The organism is Vagococcus allomyrinae (assembly GCF_017829975.1).
Classification (GTDB): domain Bacteria; phylum Bacillota; class Bacilli; order Lactobacillales; family Vagococcaceae; genus Vagococcus_D; species Vagococcus_D allomyrinae.
On record NZ_JAEEGA010000003.1, the window covers coordinates 55,475 to 77,994 of the forward strand.

A 22,520-nucleotide genomic window follows, 5' to 3' on the forward strand; every position below is an offset into this window, starting at 1 on the left:
CTCTGACCGCTAAGCAAAACCAGCGCTCTGACTGCTTTCGCTCTTTAGACGGTAAGGTAGCTCCAAACTTTCAGTTGCCCGCGCTCACAAAAAAGCCCAAAAAGACTGGGAAATACTGTCCCAGCCACACACACTTATTAGGCAAATAAATTGCGAATCATATCAGCACCACCGATAAAGTTACCGATAACACCGCCGATGTTTGCCATAATCACCACTAATAAAATCCGTAACACGCGATTCTTGAAAAAGCCTTTGAGACTTGAGATATCCTCTTGAACATGCTGCAAATCATGGACCGTTGGTTTACGGAGAGTTGCTTCCACAATGCCGGCAAAAAAACCCACTGCCACGAGGGGATTAAGCGTGCCAATCGGCGCTGTCACAAAGGAGGTCAAAATCGTTAAAGGATGACCGAGTGAAAACAAGGTGAATAAGGCGGCTAATCCGCTGTTCCATAATAACCAAGTAGACAGTTGTTGCCAACCTGTATCAACGCTGATAAAGAAAGAATAAACAACTAGGGCCACAATTGCCGCTGGAAATAGCCAACCGATAATTTTCGTCGACTGCTTTGCTGGCGGAATCGTTGAAATTGCCGTTAAATCATGCTCGTTAAAAATTTCTTTAGTAACCCCCGGCACATGAGCGCCACCTAAGACGGCCACGATTTTCTGACCCGGTGCCTCCTTAATCTTGGTTGCTAAATAAATATCACGCTCATGAACTAAAATCTGACCAATCACAGGAAACTCTTTTCTCAAATCGGCTAAAGCACTTTCTAGCATATCACTTTCTAACATCGTCGCTAAATCTGCTTCTGACAATTCCTCTTCTTCGTCGTCTTCAAAGGAAACAAAGAGACTCACCAGTAATTTAGATTTCTCCCAAAAACTTAACTCTCGCCAAATACGTAAAAAAGTGGTCTGAATATCGCGATCCGCTAACACAATCTCTGCGCCTAGGGCTTCTGCACTGGCAATTCCTTGTAGCATCTCACCCCCTACTGGCGTATCCAATTGTTTCGCCATTTTTTTCTGATAAGAACTTAACACCAAATTAACTAATAAATAGCCAACCTTTTTGGTTTTTATGACTTGAACAATATCCGTGTCTTCCCAGGCTTGCGGATTACGAATCGTCTCATAACGAGCGTCATCTAACTCGATACAGACACTACTTGGCTCTTCTGCCTCAATGACCTCCTTAACTAAGGCCACACTCTCTTTTGATACATGGGCAGTGGCGATTAAAATAATTTCTTTTTCTTGATAACTTAAGCGAGTTATTGGTTGTTCCATCTGTGACTCCTTCACACAATTTATATGTTTAATCATGACTTGACTAACTGACCATCCTCTTAATCTTGACTGACAATCAGATTCAACTAACAGGACTTGTCTATTATAGTAACATTTACTAAAAAGAAATGAAAGTCAAACCGACCTTAACAACACTAAAATAACCAGTACTGGCAAAGAGTTAACCCCCTCTCCCTGTACTAGTTATTCTTAACGTTTACAAATTGCCGATTTACCCGTCTGCAAAAAAGTTCGTCTGACATTCAGCATCTGGGCAATCCGCTGTTCAGCTAAATGATTAGCTGCCTCCGCTGTCGTTATCGCCTCCCTTTTAGCGATCTCAAAGACCTGTCCCATCTGTTCATAAATGGCTTTGACTTTGACCGTCGCCCGTTCTTCATCATAACCACTTAATTCATCTGCGACGTTAATAACACCTCCGCTATTAACAATAAAATCTGGCGCATAAAGAATTTCCAACTGACTTAACAGTTGACTGTGCCTTTCAATATCCGCTAACTGATTATTGGCTGACCCGCAGATTGCCTTGACTTTTAGTTGAGGGATCGTCTCATCGTTCAAGACCGCCCCTAAAGCACAAGGTGAGAAAATGTCAGCTGTCACGCCGTAAATCTCCTCAACACCGACGGCTTTTGCGTCAAAATCCCTGACAACACGTTGAATTGCCTCTTGATTAATATCCGTGACGACCAAGTGGCCACCTTCTTGATTAATCAACTGACAAAGATCGTAAGCCACATTTCCCAATCCCTGAATGGCAATCGTTTTCCCCTGCAGCGAATTGTCACCATAGACTTCTTTAGCGGTTCGTTTCATGGCGTAATAGACACCTAAGGCCGTTTTAGGACTCGGGTTGCCAGAAGCGCCTGCGCGAGCCGTACTCCCTGTGACATAATCTGTTTCCAAATAGATGTTATTCATGTCATACTCATTGGTCCCCACATCCTCCGCAATGATATAACGGCCATTTAAGCTTTCCACATAGCGCCCCATCGCTCTAAATAACGCTTCACTTTTATCAGTTTTCGGATTGCCAATAATAACCGATTTCCCACCACCAATATTCAAGCCAGCTGCTGCATTTTTATACGTCATGCCACGAGATAGACGCAAGACATCGCGCAAAGCAGCTTCTTCGCTTTCATACGGCCACATGCGACATCCTCCTAAAGCTGGACCTAAGGTCGTATCATGAATGGCAATAATCGCCTTTAAACCAGATGCTTTGTCCTGACAAAAAACCACTTGTTCATAATCGCCGATACTCATTTCTTCGAATAATATCATGTCAATTCCTCCTATTCCTAAAAAAGAAAACGCTACCTACACCTTTATGTTAACACTGGGCTCGCTATCCAACAATCAAACTTTGTGAAAGTAAGAAATTTCTTTTCCTATTTTAACACCTCTGAAAGGAATAGAATATTCTGACGATATCACCGATTAACTAGTCCTTGCTTCTATTAAAAGAAGCGTAACTATATTCAGAAAGTATGGCTAACCAATATTATAGATATTATTCAACTGATAGCCTATATGCTAAACTATCTATAATTTAAGAAAGCCACAGATCAGTAAGGTATCATCAGAAAATAACACTATTTCCGACTATTCTTAAAAAGAGTGATTCAATGTATCAGTTAACGTCGCTTTTTTTAAATAGTTTCCCCTATATTGGAAATTAAGTCAAGCAGATTTTAATGAAGGAAAATCCCTTGACTTAAAAATGATCTCATGACCTGACGAACTGACGCCTTTCTTAAAAATCGTCCAGTGGACAAGTTCTAAGAAAATCGCTCACTTAGAATGGAAAAGGAGGAACTATGAAAAAGAAACTCGGGATAACACTGTTGACGCTAACACTCACCGCCCTATTAAGTGGCTGTGGTGACTCAGCGGATAACAAGCAAAGCACAGCAACACCAGAACAAACTCTTAACATTACGTCGGAGGCGCAAATTTCAACTATGGATCCTGCACTGGCAGCAGACACGACCTCAACTTTAGCAATGAATCAGGTCTATGAAGGGCTCTACATTATCGGTAAAGACGATGAATTTGTCTTAGGAGCCGCAGCTGAGGAACCAGAAGTGTCTGACGACCAATTAACGTATACCTTCTCACTAAGAGAAGATGCCAAATGGTCAAATGGGGAACCTGTCACCGCTCACGACTTTGTTTACGCTTGGCGACTGATTGCAGACCCAACAACGGGCTCACCCAATACGGATGTGTTGCTAGGCGTGATAAAAAACGCCAAAGCCATTTATACAGAAGGAGCGGACCCTGAAACCCTAGGAGTCAAAGCTCTTGATGATTACACATTAGAAGTCACGTTGGAACAGCCGATCCCCTATTTAAAATCCTTATTGACATTCGCCATTTTCTACCCTAAAAACCAAGCATTTATTGAAAGTCAAGGACAGGATTACGGCACCAGCGGCGAACATTTAATTTACAACGGGCCTTTTGTCCTGAAAAAATGGGATTCCTTTGCCGATGAATGGACCTATGAAAAAAATCCTGAATACTGGGACCACGATAAGGTACAATTAGCTGAAGCCAAAGTGTCAGTAATTAAATCCCCTTCAACGGCTGTCAATCTGTTTACAACTGGGGAAGTTAATGTCGTAAATAAATTAACCTCTGAATTTGCAAAAAATTATCGCGAAGATGACAGTTTTTTACCTGTTAAACAATATGTCACCTTCTTCTTAAAAATGAATCCTAAACGCGGGGACAAAGAAACCCCCTTAGCGAACTTGGACTTACGTAAAGCGATTGCCCAAGCCTTTGACAAACAGAAATTCGTGGAAAATATTTTGGGCGACGGTTCAACTCCTACTAATCACTTAATTCCGAAAGGACAAACACCGAGTCCTGACGGCAAAAGCGACTTTACTGATGCAGCAAGCGACGCCTATGATTATTTTGACTACAATCCAGAAGAAGCTCAAAAATCATGGGAAAAAGCGCAAGAAACACTAGGAAAGACGGTGTCAGTCGAATTTTTAACGGATGATACCGACGCAGCCAAAACCTCTGCCGAATTTTTTGCCGATCAACTAGAAACTAACTTGCCCGGTCTAACAGTAAAAATTGTTCAAGTGCCTTTTCCAATTCGTGTGGAACGCGATCAAAAACAAGACTTTGAGATCCAACTAAGTGGTTGGGGAACTGATTATCGCGATCCTTTAACCGTCATGCGAATCTTCACTTCCAACAACCCAACGGGTGGCATTACCTATGCAAACCCAGACTATGACGCGTTGATCGATGCTTCTCGTACGACCGACGCCAAAAATAATTCTAAACGGATCGAAAACTTTATTGAAGCTGAAAATATTCTCTTAAATCAAGATGTCATGTTGGCCCCTATTTACAATCGCTCTTTAGCCATTTTAAGTAACCCTGACATTCAAGACATGTATTGGCATCCCTTTGGTCCTAGCTACAGTTTAAAATGGGCCTTCCGTCAATAATCAGCCATTGTCCAGAGGAATATTAGACAGACCTCTGGGAAATGATCACCTATAATAGTCAACCAAAGGAGTTGCCATATGACCTTACTAATCCAAAACTGTACCTTAGAAACTGGCTTCAATGTTGTCAATCAGCAAGTTGTCAGTACTAAAACTGAAAGATATGACGTGTTGATCGCCGATGGCATTATTTCTAACATTGCCAAGGAGATTCCGACTACGCCTGAAATGATGGTGATTGATGCTCAACACGCTCTGTTATTGCCAGCCTTAAAAGAGATGCATATCCACATTGACAAAACCTATTTTGGTGGCCCTTGGCAAGCTTGTACGCCAATTACCAACGGGATTTTCACTCGTTTTGAAGAAGAACGAACACTGCTGCCTAATCAGTTGGACACAGCTTACGAACGAGCATGTCACGTCATCGAGCATTACCTAGCTCAAGGGCATCATCATATTCGCAGTCATTGTAACGTCGATCCTTATATTGGCACTAAGCACATTGAATTGACAAAAAAAGCCCTGGAGACTTATCAAGACTACTTAACTTACGAGATTGTCGCCTTTCCCCAGCACGGCCTATTGCGCTCTCAAGTCCTGCCTTTAATGAAAGAAGCTTTATCAATGGGGGCCACTCACGTTGGCGGTGTTGATCCTTCGACTGTCGACCGCGATGTTGACCGCTCATTGGCCACTATTCTTGAGCTGGCTGTTGAATTCGATGCAGGGGTTGACGTTCACCTTCACAACCGTGATTCTTTAGGTGAATACGAATTTTACAAATTAGCTGATTATACCAAACAAGCCAACAAACACCATCAAGTGACCATCAGTCACGGGATGGCGCTTGGCGATTTAGCTGGAGAAGCCTTAGAAAACATGCTTGAGACGTTAATCAGTGTCGGCATTGATGTGACCACAACCGTCCCGATCAATCGGCCGACGATGCCGATCCCCTACCTTGTCTCACAAGGCCTAAAAGTATCCCTCGGTCATGATAGTTTAACGGACCACTGGTCGCCATTTGGCACCGGTAATACGATCGATAAGATGAATGTCTTAGCCCAACGCTTTGGTCTAAGCGATGAATTGCGTCTTAGCCGTATTTGGCAATATGGAGCAGGTGGTCTATCTCCTCTCGATGAATCCGGTCAACAAACCTGGCCTTACATCGGAGCAGCCGCCAATGCCATCCTGGTGGCGGCTGAATCTTCGGCTCACGCGATCGCCCGTAAACGCCCGATCACCCATGTCATAACTAACGGCATTTGTGCCTATCAGCAATCTAATCCAATCGATCAGGGGGAGTAACTAATGATAACCAAACGTTTAAAAAATGTTAAACTTGAAACTGGTCGTCGCCTAAATCAAGGGCGGACGATGACCACAACGGCTTGCTATACCATTGATTTAGCAGATCAGCTGATCACAGGAATCTATCCTGAAGAACAAGCACCCAACTTTAACGGCACCACCATTGACATAAAGGGGCGCCTAGCTCTCCCACCTTTTAAGGAGATGCACAATCATCTCGATAAAACCTATATGACGGTTGGTTGGCGGGCCGCTTTACCTGTCGGGAGTTTTCCAGAACGATTGGCTGCCGAAGCCAGTGAATTACCACTTTTAGCCCCTTCAACTGAGCGTCGTGCTAGCGCAATGATTGAAAGTTTGATGAAACGCGGCATTAACCACATTCGTTCCCATGTCAATATCGACCCATATATTGGACTGGAGAACTTAGAAGGCGTCCAAAAAGCCCTTCAAAAATACGATAAATATATCACCTATGAGATTGTCGCCTTTCCGCAACACGGTCTATTGCGAGAGGGTGTCCCCCAATTAATGCGTGAGGCCTTGCGATCAGGGGCTACAATGGTCGGAGGACTGGACCCTGGTGGTATTGACAAGGCGGTTGAGCGTTCGTTGGATGAAATCATGTCACTGGCAACGCTATTTGATGCTGATGTCGATATTCACCTTCACGACCGCGGACATTTAGGAACCTACACTTACAGTAAGTGGTTGGATGTGGTCGCCGATAACCACTATCAAGGTCGGACCGCCATCAGTCACGGGTTTTCTTTAGGAGATGTTAGTCTCACTGAACAAGATGAATTAATCGCTCGCCTCAAAGAACAAGAAGTGGCCATTATGTCTACTATTCCTTTCGGCCAGTCTCACCAAATACCACCAATTGATCGTTTGCGCCAAGCAGGGGTAAACGTCCACTTGGGATGCGACGGGTTTTACGATTCATGGAGCTCTTACGTTTCCAGCGATCTCTTAGAAAAACTGACGACCTTTTGCGAGCTTACCGGAAAAATAACAGAAGATCAGTTAGCCGATTCACTTTCCTTAATCACTGACAGACCATTGCTAACCAAGGGCGAACTCACTTGGCCCTTAGTTGGTGATAAGGCTGATTTTATTTTTATTGACGCCGCTGCAAGTGCTGAGGTGATAGCGCGCAAACCAGTTGACCGCTTGATCATGTTTAACGGTCACCTCCTTCACTAAACGCAAACAAGCCGTTTAGCTCATCGGAGGAGACACGTCTAATGTCTCATATTTATGAAAACTAAACGAGGGTGGGACGATCGTCCCACCCTCGTTTTCTGAGCAAATTAAGCCCTTAAACAGGCAGCAAAGGCTGCCCCAATAAGAGGCATTTCAGCTTCAGCAATTGTTCGCACATCTAGTTGAACCTGATCCTCTTTTATCCTAACGATCACAGGCCTCTGGAAAGCTCTCAAAGCTTGTTCCAGTTTCTCAGCTGATAGTTGAGAGCTCTTACAGCTGACCAGCTTGGTCGCCAATTTAACTCCCGGATACGAGCCACCTCCTACCTGAGAAAAACCCGCTTCAACACCAATTTCTAAAGGCAATTCACACGCTTCCAATGTCTGAACCAAGTCAAACGCTTTGCTTTCTAACGCTTCTGGCGAAAGACTCAGCAGGCGTAATGTCGGAATAGTTTTCATCAATGACTCTGGTTTTAAGTATTCCTTAATTGTCAATTCTAAGGCGCTAAGCGTCATTTTATCCACCCGCAAAGCACGCGTCAATTGGTTCGTTTTCATCCGCTCAATATACTCTTTTTTACCGACGATAATGCCCGCTTGGGGCCCTCCTAACAACTTATCACCACTAAACGTAATAATATCACAGCCAGCTTGAACACAGGACATTACAGTTGGTTCATAGGGAAAACCCAAAGAGGTCAAATCCACCAATAAACCACTGCCCAAATCGTTCATCACAGGAATCTCGTGAGCCGCTCCTAATTTTGCCAATTCTTCCATGGAAACAGTCTCCGTGAAACCGATTACCTTATAATTGCTAGTATGGACTTTAAGAATCGCCCCAGTATTTTCATTGATCGCCTGCTCATAATCTCGTAAATGAGTTTTATTGGTCGTGCCTACCTCACGGATAATGCCACCACTTAAGGCAATAATGTCAGGAATTCTAAAAGAGCCGCCAATTTCAACCAACTCTCCTCGGGAAATGATGATTTCTTTTCCTTGAATAAATGTCTGCAAAGCCAAGAGAACAGCTGCCGCATTATTATTGACCACTAAGGCCGCTTCAGCTCCCGTCAATTTTAATAGATCTCTTTCTAAATGTTGATAGCGTGACCCACGAGAGCCCTTGGCTAAATCATACTCCAAATTGGAGTAGCCAAAAGCTATCTCAGTCAACTGATTCTGAATAACTGGCGCCAACTGCGCCCGTCCTAAATTAGTGTGAAGCACAACCCCTGTGCCATTGATCACCCCTCGTAAATGGGGGGCCTGAGCTTTCTGACAGCGTTCTTTGATCGGCAGGATAAAACTCGCACTTCCGACCTCAACGCCTTCAACACCTGACAGTAGCAACTGACGGCGATGGTCAATCTCTGTCTGGGCCGCTTGTTTAACTAAAGTTCTACCATAGCTACTAATGACCTCTTGCAACTCGTCAGCTGACAAAAGCAAATCTATTTTGGGCAGGCGACTTAAACTGGTTTTATTCATTAAGGACTCCTTCCATCTGACAGCGTACATATGTTTTAAGCTTCTGTTGATCGATCACGATTTGATACATATCAACCTGCTGATTATTCTTCCTAAGATGCTGAACAATGCTCGCAAGAGAGCTTTCATTAAATTTTAACGCTAGACCACAGCTAGCAGCAATCGACTCAGGCGTTGGGATCAAACGGGCATTTAACTGGGCTTCTTTAATCCACAATTCCACTTCCATCGCTTGATGTGTCGAATTAAAAGCGACAAGGTAGTCCATCTTCCATTCTCCTTCCTCTACGGCTTAACTATCCGTGACGCTTCACGCATCATCTCAATGATCCGATACATATTGGTGATCTCGCCAACGCCAACTTGATCCGTCAGACCATAATAATCAGTACAAGCGCCACAAGCATAAACTTCAACACCAGCCTTAGCCAAGATGGTTAAATCTTCAAAAGATTCTGATGTTGGCACGGCGAATTGAACACCACCGTTATACATAATCACGCGACTCGGCAAACGATCTTGTTCCGTCAAGGCGTATATGAAGCCTTTCAGTAAGGTTGCTCCTAACTGATCATCACCACGCCCCATGACATTTGCATCAATCACCACGATATAAGCCTCTTCCTCTAATGAGGCACCTTGATCATTCATCGACTTAGGATTAAGGTCAGTCTTGCTAATCACAACTGAATACTCTTGGGGTGCCAGTTGTTTAGTGAAATAGCCATACCCTTTTTGCTCTGCCATTTTCTTTAAGTTTTGAGTGGCGATCTCATTGTCGACTTTAATTTCAATCGTATCATGTTCAGCCAAGGCTTTTTTTGCCTTAATGACAGGCAGTGGGCAAGCCTCGCCTAATGCATTTATTTTTTCCATGTCTATTCCTCCCAATCTTATTCTACTTAATATAAATCGTCTTTGCCTGACGCTCAATCACTTTCCCGATAATCGCTCCCTTAAGCCCATTTTGAGCCATTTCAGCCACTAACTGCGCCGCTTCATCGGCAGGCAAGCTGACGAGCAACCCACCAGAGGTCTGGGGATCAAACAAAATTTCTTCAAGCGCAAAATCATCACACTGAAACTCAAGTTGATCGCTCAAATAATTACGATTTCGTTGACCACCAGCCGTGATCAAAAACTCTTTTGCGCAACGGTAAGCCTCTTCGATATATGGTAATTGGGACACCTCTATCACAGCCGAACACGCTTCATTCATCATTTCAACCAAATGCCCCAACAAACCGAAGCCCGTCACATCTGTACAACCGTGAACTTCCCGTTGGCGGATCAGCTCTGCGGCCTTTTTGTTGAGCGTCGTCATCGATTCAACCGCTTCTTGAAAGGCACTTTCCGTCGTTTCAGCCACACTAAAAGCCGTGGTGATGATCCCAACGCCAAGTGGTTTAGTCAACACCAAAACATCACCGACCTGAGACTCATTATTTTTGAGAATTTTATCCGGATGGACCGTTCCCGTGACAGACAAACCATATTTAGGTGTTGAATCATGAATGGAATGACCACCTACTAAAATAGCCCCAGCTTCAGCGACCTTTTCTGACCCACCTCGTAAAATTTCACCTAATATCTCAATATCCAACTCTTCAGGAAAACAGACGATGTTCATGGCTGACAAAACATCGCCACCCATTGCATATACATCACTTAAGGCATTTGTCGCCGCAATTTTGCCAAAAAGATAAGGGTCGCTGACCATTGTCGGGAAAAAATCCAACGTCTGAATGAGCGCCATCTCATCACTGATCTTAATAACCCCCGCGTCATCTGTTGAATCAAAACCAACCAACAGCCGCGGATCCTCGTTTTTAGGTAATTTTCCCAACAAACCGGAAAGATTCCCAGGCCCGATTTTAGCGTTACAGCCGCCACAGATAAATAATTTACCAAATTCTTCATTTGCCATTCTTTTCACCTCTATATTTATTACAACACCATATTTGGTGTAAATTCTTTGTTCAAACTTGATCAACTAGCGGCTAAAACCGCCTTTAGATTCTCAATTGACCTGTTTATTTCCCAAGAAATAGAAATAGCCAATTGACTCCTCCCCATCATCTATGCTAATATATTTGTGGGAGTGGATGGGTTCTGGTGTTCCTTGCGGTCTTCAAAACCGTTTTGAGGGGTTAGTAGCTTCTTAGGTGGGTTCGATTCCCACACATTCCCGCCAATTGATAATAAATGATCAATCTTTTGGCGCCAAACCAAAACGAATCATGTCAATAATTCAAATTAAGACGTTCCTCCATGACTGGAGGACGTTTTTTCGCTCTATAGGAAAGCATAAAACTTTCTCTATATCGTAGATTGGATCCAGCTTCACGCCTCGTTCAGTTTTTCTTACTTATAAATGGACTGTCATAAATAAGCATTTAAACGAATCACCCTCTGGTACACCTTCAATGAAGATCACCAATTAACGGTCACTCAATACTCTGACACTTTCTACCCTTTTAGTCAATAATTGCTTATCAAAATATTCTAAAATTAACATAGAAGCTTTACGACTAGATTCTGTCTGATTTCTAAAATCAGCTAAAGTCATTTCACCCTGATCATCGATTATTTCTTTGACAATTTGGTAAGCTTGGTCCAAATAAGTTTTAGCGATAACATATTCATGAGTTAAATATACAACCTCAGAATCTACTAATAATTCCATCACCTCTTGGGCATTTTGATTGCCCTCAAGAAGTTCTGCTGCTTTTAAAGGCACAAATTGACTTTTGAGCACCGCCGCTAAAATCCGTTCTTTCTCCTTTTGGTGATAAGAATTTAAGACAATTTCAAAATTGGGATCTCCAATACCGTGTTCCGATAAGATGATTTTCTGTCTATTTGTCAACTCGCCCAACAGCAAATCTAATTGGCGATGATTGACAGCAAGCTGAATCTTAGAACGAAACTCTTCAAGAGGCATCCAACGACGAAGGCGGTTATCTTTGTGATAGCGTGTCAAAACATCCAAAGCTAGGCTCGCTACCTTTGTAAAACTGCTTGTGGTAAGGTAAAAGTCTCCTATTTGGATAACCAATTCTCCCTTGACTAACTCTTCCAGTAATTGGGTGACGTTTGATTCTTCCAGTGATAAATACTGACTGATCTCACTCACTTTTGTTAGTGGCTCTTGTTTATTATTAAGGAAATCCAGAACTAAGTCCTGTAAACTCCCTTGGTCCTTGATCGTCAGGCTCTCCACCACTTCATCTTTGAAGCGTCGATGCTTTTGCGGGTTGCTATCCAAAACCACACCACCACCAATCGTCACAACTGGCGAATACCCTCTAATGATAAAACGATCCCCTTGCTTGACAGCTAACTGTTCTTCCAAACGAAACTGGACAAACCCTTCGGCTCCAGCTTGAAGGGCCTCGATCCCGATCGGGACAATCCGCGCCATAACTTCTTGAGTTCCAATTAAAAGGCGCACCCGCTCCCACAGTCCAATCCCTGCTTCATGTCGTTCCAAGCACTTAACTTTACCATCAAGCATCCAAGCCAAACTCAAATTATCGGCAACTGTCAAAACGTCTCCTCGACTAATATCAGTCACTTTCAAGTTACTTAAATTTAAAGCTGTCCGTTGACCAGCTACGGCTGATTTAACGTCTTGCTCATGAACCTGAATGTTTCGAATTTTAACTTTTTGATAGCTAGGCAAACACAGCAGTTCATCCCCGGTAGCTAAGCTTCCTTCAATTAAGGTTCCAGTTACCACCGTTCCAAATCCCTTAACAGAGAATACCCGATCCACATTCAAACGAGCTGGAAGGGACTGTTTATTAAAATTGACCTGCTGAGCCATGGTTTCAATGGCAAGCTTTAATGCCTCAATCCCAACGCCAGATAAGGCATCTGTTTCAATGATCTCCGCCTCCTCCAAGGGAGTGCCACTCAGCTGTTCTCTAATATCAGCAACAACCAACTCTTTCATCTCTTCTTCAACGGTTGCTACCTTCGTTAAAACGATAATAAACTCCGTAATCCCTAATAAAGTCAAAATATCAATGTGTTCTTTGGTCTGAGGCATAATCCCTTCATTAGCATCAATCACCAATAAAACCAAATTGATGCCCGGCAAGCCCGCAATCATATTTTTAACGAATTTTTCATGACCAGGCACATCAACCACACCAACCCGCTGTTGATTCGGCAAATCCAAATAAGCGAACCCCAAATTAATGGATAGCCCTCTTTTTCGTTCCTCTTTAGTTGTATCTGTTTCAATTCCAGTCAAAGCCTTAATCAAGGTGGTTTTTCCATGATCAATATGACCGGCTGTTCCGACTACCAGATGTGTCATCGTTGTCACCTACTCCCCTTTTTTTCCAAAATAAAAGCTTCGCAAATCAGCCTAGCACTCAAGGTTCAGGCTGACTTGCGAAGCTGCATTGGATCCAGCTCTCCGCTTTTGGTCATTTTCACAAACGATAAAAAGCGGAGGCTAGACGCTATCATTAACTTTCAGCTAAAACCGGTTTGGTTTTCAATGCTTTTAGGAACATTGAAACCCCTGTATACATAACGACTGCAACAATAATCCAAGTTAGCACATCTAAGTTTAAACCTGTTACAAATTTAGCTGCAATTATTACCCCTATTGTACCACCAACGATGATCCCAAGGGAAGTTTTCCGAGAATATTTACCGGCTTTAACGAATTCACCACTTGCTACTGGCATCAGACCAGCACAAGAGCCCATCATGATTGGCATAGCCACAATTGGACTCATCCCTAACATGTAAACCATGGCCATACAAGGAGCATACAACCCAACACCAACGGTCATCAAAGCACCAAAAATAAAATTACCGACAATTCCGATAATCAAAGCGCCACCAGATAGACCAAGGGCAGTATTCCCTTCACCTAACATCGCTAACATACCTAATTGTTTCAAAGCCATCAAGATAGCTGTTACAACTAAAGCAATTCCCATGACTAATTGAATATTGCGCTCTGGCAATTTAGTAACCGTCTTAGAACCAATCCAAGACCCAACAATCGCCGCCACAATCAATGAAAACAACGTCAATGGTTCAACTTTTACGACTGTAATAAAGATAAAGGCTTCAATCATAACTGGAATCGTATGAGAAACATTTAAAGTTCCCGGTAACAAATCGTCTGATTTCAAAGACTTAAATATTTTAAACAACAAGGTGGTGGGAGCAAAACTACCAATACCAAGCGTGTCCAGAAAATCCGTTACAAATCCAATACCTGCTGAAATGACAAAGTTGCCTTCTCCTAAATCAGCTCGATGCTCGTAAATATCTTTCCCGAAAATAACCAGGTAATACGCCAACAAGAGCCCTAAGCCCGTTAATAAAATAGTTACCATTGTTTTTTCTCCTCTTTCCTTTGCCTATTGCAAAACAAATCCGTGTTTAAGGGGGTCTTCGGGATCGATTAAGAAACTATTAAAACCAGTGATATAAGCTGACCCACTGACATTTGGAATAACCGCATCAAAATCAGCCACTTTTGCTTCTTTGACCACTTTCCCTTTAAACAAGGTTCCTAAGATACTTTCATAGACAAAGGCTTCACCAATTTTAAGTTCTCCTCTGGCATATAACGTCGCTAGTTTGGCGCTGGTTCCCGTTCCACAAGGCGAGCGGTCAACTTGCCCATCTCCAAAAATAACCACATTTTTATAAGTTGCCTCCGGGTGGCTTGGGGCATCGTAAAATTCAACTAAGTCGACGGTTTTAATATGAGCCATCGTTGGATGTTGAATCTCGATTTGCTCATTGATGGCATCCCGTAATTGAATGCCAATTTTAGAAAACTTAGAAGCATTTTTCGGTTCAATCGTTAACCCAATTTCACTTGAGCGAATAATCGCAAAGAAACTTCCCCCAAAGGAAATATCGAAGGTGACTTTACCAAAACCTTCTAGGTCAATTGTCTGATCTTTTTTATAGAGAAACGCTTCCACGTTATCAAATGATACCTCTTCCACGGAACCACTTGTCCCATGATGAGCCACCGCCCTGACAATTCCCGCAGGCGTTTCCAAGACGACTTTTGTTTCCTTGGCATCAGGATCGGATTCCACCATCCCGGTTTCAACTGCAGCCGTCACAGCCGCAATCGTATTGTGGCCACACATATTCAAATAGCCACCAGCATCCATAAAGATAATACCAAAATCGGCTTCTTCAACTGTTGGTTCTAAAATAAAGGCACCAAACATCTCATTATGGCCTCGAGGTTCATGCATTAACGCCGTTCTTAAGTAATCAGAATGGTCAATTAAATATTGTTTTTTATCAGCCATGGTTTTCCCAGGAAATTTAGGGATACCACCAGTAATTAAACGAGCGGCTTCACCAGCTGTATGCGTGTCAATTGCTGAAATCATTTTTGATACTTTCATTAATATTGCCTCCTTAAGTTTTTTCATGTTAACAAATGAGCAAGAATAACTAAACTACCTACTTCCCATCTTTACGCATCTTCAATTTTAAAAATGCCAAAGCTTTTTTAGCATCGCCCTCGTCAAGTGTGTTTTCGCCTACGATTTCGGTTTCGGTGCCAGTCGTTGATTTATTGATATCGATAACCAAATCCGTATAGTCATTTTCAACCACGAATTTAGCTTGCTGACCGATAAATTTTAACCCGACCACACTCATTCCGCTTTCACCAATTTGTTCCATCGTATTGGCAAAATCCACATCTGAATTTCCCCAGCCATCTGAAGACAGAATAGCGCCATCACAACGCATTCCCGCCAGCCACTTGGCCGTTCTTTGCCCTACAAGGTACTTCATCTTATTATCTTGAGGCGTCCCAACGATAATCACCCCTTGCAAATCAATGTCTGGGTCACTAGCAAAAACGGCTAGTAAAGGATCTTTAAAATGATGCAAAGACGTTTCTTTTGTCGAAGGACCAATTCCCATGATGATCACTCGCTTTCTGAATGATGGTTGCTCTCAGACCATGGCACGTATCGCACCATCGCGATATTCGTTCGGACTTAGTAACACAGGCATGTTGTTCGTATCGATAATCGAGACACCCCCTACAAACCCACTTGGTTCATTAGGAAAGAGTAAATTATCATACATAGCCCCTTGCCCAGCGACTTGCTTGACAATCGCTACTTTAGGTTTACCCGTTGACTGTAACTCGCGATACTCGTGAGTTTCATCTGCGTATCGACCATCGGCCATTTTCAATAAATCGCGGATTGGCTGAATCATCTCGTCAACATAAGCAAACATTTCCAAACAGAGTTTTCGCTCTAAAATAGCCCCTTCTTTAGCAATTAAATCAATATGAATCAAATAATCACTTTTAGCCGGTGTGCCATTTTTACCAAAAACCATCTGGTTAGCTAGCTTGCCATTTGATGAACCAAATTCATGCATCTGCGCACCATTTTTAATTTTGCCAGTCATTAACACGTAAACGCCAGTCAGGGTATGGGTTATCCCATCACCAAGCTGACCTAAGACTTTCGTCGAAATAGGCAAAACATCCATAATCGTGTTAATTTCAACATCATGCTGAAATGGTTCAATAATGTTAATGGTCACTTTCTCAAAACCATGAGATTGTTCATTAGTTAGTGGTAGTGATAATTGTTTTTCTTTAAACCCATAAGCATCTCCTAGGGAGACCTGCTCCACATGAAATACTTTAATTTTTAAGGTAGAATGCTTACTCATCGTCTCACCTCTTCTGTCACCATCACAGACATTAGGAGAGAGTCAAGACAGACTCCTCTCCCAAAACTCTGGATGTTTCTATCACTAGTCGCTCATTAAACAACCGTCAAAAGATAATTACGTTTGCACTTCTTCCATCAGAAGTGCAATTAATTTAAAGCACCTTAATTAGAATTTCATTCAATTCTCATTTATACATGAGCGATGTATTCATACGGCAACGGCACAATCTTGCCCGGTGTTTGAATCGCGACCAACTCAGTTAAGGTATCTTTTAATATATGAGTTTGCATGTCAATATTATGAGGCTCACCCGCATTAGCTCCCATTGGTACAAGTGGGGCTACAGCTCTTGGTGACCCATTTTGTCTGACGACAGGTGGTAATGCTGCAATTAAAATTGTAGGAATTCCCGCTTCCTCAATAGCTCTCTGCACGATCACGGCAGTTCTATGACAGGTTCCTCAACCAGCGGTTAAGACGACAGCGTCGACTTCTTCTTCCACTAATTTTTGTGCAATTTCCGGACCAGTGCGGTTAATAAACGCATCTTGGTCACCACCGCCACCCATAAAGCCAAAGTGAACTGGCGCACATTCTTTAATAAACCCTTCCTCAGCGAGCTCTCTTAAACGCTCAATCGGGAACATGCAGTTAACATCTTTGTTAACATCCGCATTATCGTACCCACCATGTGACACCATTAAATCATTGACATCAGCGTCACTAGGAATTTCACGATACGTTGTATCCCCCGCTAAATTAAATCGTTTATCACTTTTCAGATGAACACCGGCAGCAGTCGCCATGGCAATGCGCATCTCTTTTAGTTCTTTGGTTACAGGTGTAAAAATCGATTTAGGTGTGATTGGCACAAAAATCTCAGATTGCAATCCATCAAATACTGTTAATGACATTCTAATTGACTCCCTTCAATAGGTTAGTTTTCAGACTTCTCTTGATATCGACTCTTAATTTCTTCCATTCGTTTCTTGTTTTGTTCGATGGCATATACGTACTTTTCATCAGGTTCTGGATCCAGAACCTCGGGATAAGACATCATAAACCCAACAACTTGTCCGACTTGAAGTTCATTTTGTGAAATCAGCATTCGTTTCGGAATTTTGATTTGGCCTAGTCGACCTTTTAAATCTATGGTAACACCGGCATCGGTAAGCTCTACCAAAATACCTTCGTACATTCGTTCAGTTGAAATATATTTTAATCTATCCATACATACACCTTCAAATAAAGTTTTTTTGATTATTCTTGTTCGTAGATTTCCAAACGTTTCTTACTCTTTGGTAAAGCTTGCTCATTGTCAACTAGCTCAACCTTGGTACCTGATTGTGCTTCAATCGCTTCGACGTTGTTCTGTTTAACATTAGGGTTCCATTTACGTTCGGCTTTTTCAATTGTGCCGCCACCCATCAAGGTTTTAACCATCGCCAATGCTCTAACAGCATCTTCTGGACATAAGGTATTATTTGATAAGATTTCATTTTCAATCCCTTGCATTGATTTATTGTTATCAACCATAGCATTCATGTATTTATTACCGACAACTAACGCCCCTTGAACCGCACTGTAAGTTTCACCCACAACGTGAACACCACGTTTGCCAATTTCTTCAATGTGAGACGCGAAATCAATGTGGTTGTTACCAAATCCTTCTGTGGTGACAATCGCGCCATCAATTCCCATGGCTTCAATGGTCATCCCCAGACGTTTGGACACATAAAACTTCTCTGAGTTAGCCTGTGGCGACCCCACAAACATCACACCAACTAAATCGATCTCTTCATCTTCCATCGCCGCTTTGACAAGTGGCTCTCTGAAATAATGACGTGAGGTTTCTTTAGAAGCTGGTCCAATACAGGTTAAAGCATGAATACCACCATCTAAAACTTCTGTCGGGGCTAAAATAACTGGCAAGTTACCTAAATCAACGTTTGGTTTTGCTCCAAGAACACCAACTGGTTCAACTGGCATGATCAAGTTATCGTGCATGGCACCTTGTCCCATGATTTCCTTAACAATCAACACGCGTTTCTTACCTGGTCGACGGTATTGAACAATCTCTTCTGATTCGACGACAAGAGCCTCATCAGCTTCTTTCATGGCCTTGCGAATTTCTTCGGTAATGTGATCCGCAGACTTATGAGCCGCCAATGGACCACTACGTTCCATATTCGTTCCTGCCTTAACCGTTACTTCTACTTTGATGAAGATATCGCCTTTATCAGGTGCCCCAGGGCGTCCCCACATAATGTTACGATCAAGTTCACCTTCTGAGGAACCAAATTCACCAATTTGCACCCCATTTGCATCTGTCCCAGTTAACACAATGACGACGCCATCTAAAATACGCGTAATACCGTGACCGATATCGCCTTCTTCTTTTGTGGCAATCGGTTGAACATCCATAATCGTTTCGCTGTAAACTTCATATTTATCCGGTGTAATAATTTCCACTTTCATATCTTCTACTAACTCTTGCAATTCAACTGACTCATTACAGATTTCAGCAGCATTGCGAATCGTTAACGTTGTGCCTTCAAGCTGGGTTGCTTCACCAAACTCAACCTTATCAACTTTAAAGTGCTTGCGAACAAAGGAACGGACTTCCTTTGATTCAGCAACTGCTTCAGGCGCGCTGGTCTCAGCAATCACTTGCGGGACAGCGGGAGCCGCTTCTGGAACAGCACCCATCGCACCTGCTAAGGTTAGCGGAATCTCTAAATCAATTCCTTTTCCTTCAGCAATGTGAATTTTCACCATCTGACCAGCGGCACTCAACGGTGCACTAGTTGGGGTAATCGGTTGCGGAGCAACCGGTGTTTCCACGATGGCTTCTGCTTTTGTAGAAGTTTTTTCTTCAACTTTGGTAATTCCTTCAAGTAAATCAGCGGTTAAAGGAACTAACGCATCCGTTGTTTTTAATAATGTTGCACCTAATACTTCACCGATCGTCAACGTCTCGTCTCCAAGCGTTAATAAACCAGAATCTTCTAAGTCTGGAAAAATCACTGGATCTTCTAAATCTCCTGGTCCAATTACTTTTCCTGATTCTGTTCGACAACAAAGTACGGCTGGATCTTTTGCATGCTCTTGTGCAGTTTCTACAGTAATTGACATTTTGTCAAAACCTCCCATTAACTATTTTTTAATCATCGGTGGGTAATTTTCTGTATAGTTTGTGACCTGCAGCACGAAGCACATGATCCGTATGATGATACACTGGAACTCCTAACCTAGGAGCAACACCCATGACGGTGTTCGTTCAATCCTGACACGTGCCAGTTAAGATAACCTCAGCACCAGCCTTTTTCATTTTTAATACTTTTTCTGCTTGACCTGGACAAATGCCCGGCAAGTCACATCTATATCTTCCATTAACTTCCACCATGCGTTTGCAACGTTCAGCTGCAACAACTTTAGCACCCATATTATGCGCGATTTCAGTTAAACGATCTTCACCGCCACCACACTCGCAAATCAAAATACCAATATTACGTTTTTCTTGAGGGTAAGGCATCGCAACGATAAAGCCACCGGTCGTTTTTGTGACAGGACTCATTTCGGTACCACTGGCACCTGTAAAAGGTCCTCCGAGAACGATTTCACCATGAGGCTCAATATAACCGCCTGTGGCATCGATCAAAGTCACGGCAGGAGTGCCGATTGGAATATCCTTAAACACTTGCGTTCCTTTAACCACTCTTCCAGAAACCGTTAAATCTTTATCAATAAAAGGTTTCCTTAAAAGAACTGCTTCAGCCACATGCTTAACCGTTTCAATATTGGAAACAATCGTATTTGCCTCAATCGGCAATTGTCCTGGTTCCAACGTCACTCCGACTAATTCCCGAACGACAACCCGCTCGTCGCCAGCTGGATACATATCTGATAAAAACTTTACGTGAATGTTTGATTCGTTTTTAACAGCTGCTTCCAAGCTACTGACAGCTCGTTTGTACTTGCGCTTAATGGCTATATACACTTCTGATGCTTGGGTGATCTCCTGCATAATCTTTAGGCCTTCAACCAAACGATCGGCTTCCTCTTCAATCAAACGAATATTATGTGCTAATAGCGGCTCACATTCAGCAGCATTGGCAATTAAATACCCGCCTTTAATGCTTGAAGCTAATTTCACATGAGTCGGGAAACCAGCACCACCAGCACCAACTATTCCCGCTTCTTCAACCATCTCTATGGGTGTTGCGGCTTTTATCGGAACAAAATCCTGATTTTGATCGCCAGACATATTAATGACAATCCCAGTCGCATTGATATTGACAACCTCACCATTGATACTTGCATGAATGTTGGCGCCAAGTCCTGTTGGTTTAGCAATAAGTTGCCCACGTTTAACTTGTTCACCGATTGACACAACCGCTTCACAAGGAGCACCGACATGTTGTTTTAATGGAATTTGAATATTTACCATGTTATTTTCACCTCCTTTTATCGCTTAATTAAATCAGACGTAAAACGTGTCTAATTCCCCTATATATTAACACAATAAAAAACAGAATGCATTAGTTTCTGGCGTATTTGTTAACACTTTTCACAAAAAGAAGAGTTTGTTAAAAAATCGGTTACATTTCCTGTTATATTTCTCTCCCACTAATTGACATTTTATATAGCCCATGGTAATCTTAAAGAACAAAGCACCACAATCGCTACTGCCACAAGGGTATTCAAAGTTGCACAGCCTAATTCACTTTAAAAATTTCAGAAAATAAAGTGACCTATTCAAAGTCAAACGTGACTATATCTAACGAAGAATAACGCATCAAAACAAGCTCTATAGTGTTATTTTTCACAAAAACCCAAAAGTGGTTTTTTCTAATGTGACGGTGTCTAAATAACGTTTATAAAGGAGGAAATTCAATTGAACTTCAACAACACAAATTATTTAAACGGTTTTTTTTACAATCTGGAAGAAAAAAGGTTTCATTTAAAAAAAGAGTCTAGCATCGAATCGTACATCCAATCATTCGAAAATAACTCTCACCTAACGTCAACTGCTTTTATTTCAGATAACCCCATTAAGCTGACCTATCGCGTCCCCTATTTTAGGTTGCTCTATGTGTTGAAAGGATCGATCGGCATTTCAGTCGACCAGAAGGAACTCGACTTTTTTGAAGGTGGCGTTATTTTAGCAAACCCAAACTCCCACATTATCTACCGGGGAATGAGCAGCAATACCGAAGTTGCGACGATCATTTTTAAGCCCGATTTTTTTAGCAACCTCTTCTTAAGCGATTTAGTCGATCTGCCTCTGTTTTACGACTTTGTCATGCAGGGACTAGATAGCAACTACCAAAAAAGCAATTATTTTTTCTTTCAACAATCACTTGAAAATTTTAGCCATTACTTGTTATTGTTTCTATTTAAAGAAACCATTTTGAACAACCCGAACAAATCTGTTAAACATCCAGCCTTGTTCTTGCTACTTTCCGAATTAGACGATAACAAAGATAAAACCTTGGTGCTGGAGAAATCAACCTTGCCCTCTAATTTATTTATTGGCGAAATCCTTAAACACATCAATCATCATTATGACGAAGTTTCGTTAAATGAACTGGCAACTCTCTATAATTTACACCCAAATTCACTGTCTTCGATGATCAAAAAACAGACAGGAAAGAACTTTTCAGAGCATTTAACAGAAGTTCGTTTAAACAGAGCCTCCTACTATTTAAAAAATTCAACCGTCTCTGTACAAGAGATTAGCGAGAAGATGGGCTATCAAGATAAAAGTTATTTTTTCCGCTTGTTCAAAAAGCACTTCGGACTCTCGCCAAACCAGTATCGAAAGAAAAACCAACAGATTACCGACGGTTCATAAAAGGATTTTTTCCCCTTTATTTTTGTCATTTAATTCATTTTCAACCAATTAATATTTGACAAAGTTTTGTTTTAATATATAATTGGCATTATCAAATTGAATATCTTTAGTTTTAGTCTGGACT

General features: G+C 42.1%; 18 protein-coding genes, 1 tRNA gene and 1 pseudogene. 5 read left to right on the forward strand and 15 right to left on the reverse strand.

Annotated features, from left to right (window positions below):
* Nucleotides 1-137: 137 nt before the first annotated feature.
* Nucleotides 138-1,301 carry a TraB/GumN family protein gene (locus I6N95_RS05730; RefSeq protein WP_209525516.1) on the reverse strand — a complete coding sequence of 388 codons (1,164 nt, stop codon included), beginning with the start codon at nucleotides 1,299-1,301 and terminating at the stop codon, nucleotides 138-140.
* Between the two features lie 210 nt (nucleotides 1,302-1,511).
* The gene (locus I6N95_RS05735) at nucleotides 1,512-2,609 is read right to left on the reverse strand and encodes a Glu/Leu/Phe/Val dehydrogenase dimerization domain-containing protein (protein ID WP_209525518.1); all 1,098 of its coding nucleotides are present in this window, start codon (nucleotides 2,607-2,609) and stop codon (nucleotides 1,512-1,514) included.
* Between the two features lie 536 nt (nucleotides 2,610-3,145).
* Between I6N95_RS05735 and I6N95_RS05740 the strand changes: the two genes are divergently transcribed.
* The 3 genes from I6N95_RS05740 (at nucleotide 3,146) to I6N95_RS05750 (ending at nucleotide 7,327) form a co-directional block, all read left to right on the forward strand.
* A complete protein-coding gene (locus I6N95_RS05740; RefSeq protein WP_209525521.1) occupies nucleotides 3,146-4,804 on the forward strand; it encodes a peptide ABC transporter substrate-binding protein in 1,659 nt (552 codons plus the stop codon).
* Nucleotides 4,805-4,882: 78 nt separating this feature from the next.
* Complete coding sequence (locus I6N95_RS05745; protein WP_209525523.1) at nucleotides 4,883-6,118, forward strand: amidohydrolase; 1,236 nt, start codon at nucleotides 4,883-4,885, stop codon at nucleotides 6,116-6,118.
* 3 nt (nucleotides 6,119-6,121) lie between these two features.
* Nucleotides 6,122-7,327, forward strand: a complete 1,206-nt coding sequence (locus tag I6N95_RS05750) for an amidohydrolase (RefSeq protein ID WP_209525525.1) — start codon at nucleotides 6,122-6,124, stop codon at nucleotides 7,325-7,327.
* Between the two features lie 107 nt (nucleotides 7,328-7,434).
* On the opposite strand, the gene selA is transcribed toward I6N95_RS05750, so the two are convergent.
* The 4 genes from selA to selD are packed head-to-tail and all read right to left on the reverse strand — an operon-like array spanning nucleotide 7,435 to nucleotide 10,753.
* Entirely contained in the window at nucleotides 7,435-8,826 is a 1,392-nt protein-coding gene (gene selA / locus I6N95_RS05755) for an L-seryl-tRNA(Sec) selenium transferase (RefSeq protein WP_209525527.1), read from the reverse strand.
* A complete protein-coding gene (locus I6N95_RS05760) occupies nucleotides 8,819-9,094 on the reverse strand; it encodes a putative Se/S carrier protein (protein ID WP_209525529.1) in 276 nt (91 codons plus the stop codon). Before I6N95_RS05760 ends, selA begins: the two co-directional genes overlap by 8 nt.
* Nucleotides 9,095-9,111: 17 nt before the next feature.
* Nucleotides 9,112-9,702: a sulfurtransferase-like selenium metabolism protein YedF gene (gene yedF / locus I6N95_RS05765; protein ID WP_209525531.1), complete on the reverse strand. Its 591-nt coding sequence runs from the start codon at nucleotides 9,700-9,702 to the stop codon at nucleotides 9,112-9,114.
* Nucleotides 9,703-9,724: 22 nt separating this feature from the next.
* A complete protein-coding gene (gene selD, locus I6N95_RS05770) occupies nucleotides 9,725-10,753 on the reverse strand; it encodes a selenide, water dikinase SelD (RefSeq protein ID WP_209525534.1) in 1,029 nt (342 codons plus the stop codon).
* Between the two features lie 170 nt (nucleotides 10,754-10,923).
* Here selD and I6N95_RS05775 point away from each other — a divergent pair.
* Nucleotides 10,924-11,020 (forward strand) — tRNA-Sec (locus I6N95_RS05775).
* 246 nt (nucleotides 11,021-11,266) lie between these two features.
* Here the strand turns inward: I6N95_RS05775 and selB are convergent.
* The 9 genes and pseudogenes from selB to prdC form a co-directional block, all read right to left on the reverse strand.
* Nucleotides 11,267-13,153: a selenocysteine-specific translation elongation factor gene (gene selB, locus I6N95_RS05780; protein WP_209525536.1), complete on the reverse strand. Its 1,887-nt coding sequence runs from the start codon at nucleotides 13,151-13,153 to the stop codon at nucleotides 11,267-11,269.
* 154 nt (nucleotides 13,154-13,307) lie between these two features.
* Complete coding sequence (locus tag I6N95_RS05785) at nucleotides 13,308-14,195, reverse strand: sulfite exporter TauE/SafE family protein (protein ID WP_209525538.1); 888 nt, start codon at nucleotides 14,193-14,195, stop codon at nucleotides 13,308-13,310.
* 24 nt (nucleotides 14,196-14,219) lie between these two features.
* Nucleotides 14,220-15,236 carry a proline racemase family protein gene (locus tag I6N95_RS05790; RefSeq protein ID WP_209525541.1) on the reverse strand — a complete coding sequence of 339 codons (1,017 nt, stop codon included), beginning with the start codon at nucleotides 15,234-15,236 and terminating at the stop codon, nucleotides 14,220-14,222.
* A gap of 58 nt (nucleotides 15,237-15,294) precedes the next feature.
* Nucleotides 15,295-16,536, reverse strand: a pseudogene (gene prdD, locus I6N95_RS26950) (proline reductase cluster protein PrdD).
* Between the two features lie 191 nt (nucleotides 16,537-16,727).
* Complete coding sequence (locus I6N95_RS27890; RefSeq protein ID WP_209525549.1) at nucleotides 16,728-16,973, reverse strand: hypothetical protein; 246 nt, start codon at nucleotides 16,971-16,973, stop codon at nucleotides 16,728-16,730.
* A 27-nt stretch (nucleotides 16,974-17,000) separates the two neighbouring features.
* Entirely contained in the window at nucleotides 17,001-17,453 is a 453-nt protein-coding gene (locus tag I6N95_RS27895; protein ID WP_209525552.1) for a glycine/sarcosine/betaine reductase selenoprotein B family protein, read from the reverse strand.
* A 23-nt stretch (nucleotides 17,454-17,476) separates the two neighbouring features.
* Entirely contained in the window at nucleotides 17,477-17,770 is a 294-nt protein-coding gene (locus I6N95_RS05815; protein ID WP_209525554.1) for a CBO2463/CBO2479 domain-containing protein, read from the reverse strand.
* 29 nt (nucleotides 17,771-17,799) lie between these two features.
* A complete protein-coding gene (gene prdA, locus I6N95_RS05820; RefSeq protein ID WP_209525557.1) occupies nucleotides 17,800-19,674 on the reverse strand; it encodes a D-proline reductase (dithiol) proprotein PrdA in 1,875 nt (624 codons plus the stop codon).
* Nucleotides 19,675-19,702: 28 nt separating this feature from the next.
* The gene (prdC, locus tag I6N95_RS05825; RefSeq protein ID WP_283808928.1) at nucleotides 19,703-20,989 is read right to left on the reverse strand and encodes a proline reductase-associated electron transfer protein PrdC; all 1,287 of its coding nucleotides are present in this window, start codon (nucleotides 20,987-20,989) and stop codon (nucleotides 19,703-19,705) included.
* A 447-nt stretch (nucleotides 20,990-21,436) separates the two neighbouring features.
* Between prdC and I6N95_RS05830 the strand changes: the two genes are divergently transcribed.
* Nucleotides 21,437-22,396, forward strand: coding sequence for a helix-turn-helix domain-containing protein (locus I6N95_RS05830; protein WP_209525563.1), 960 nt, complete (start codon nucleotides 21,437-21,439; stop codon nucleotides 22,394-22,396).
* The last annotated feature ends 124 nt before the right edge of the window (nucleotides 22,397-22,520 follow it).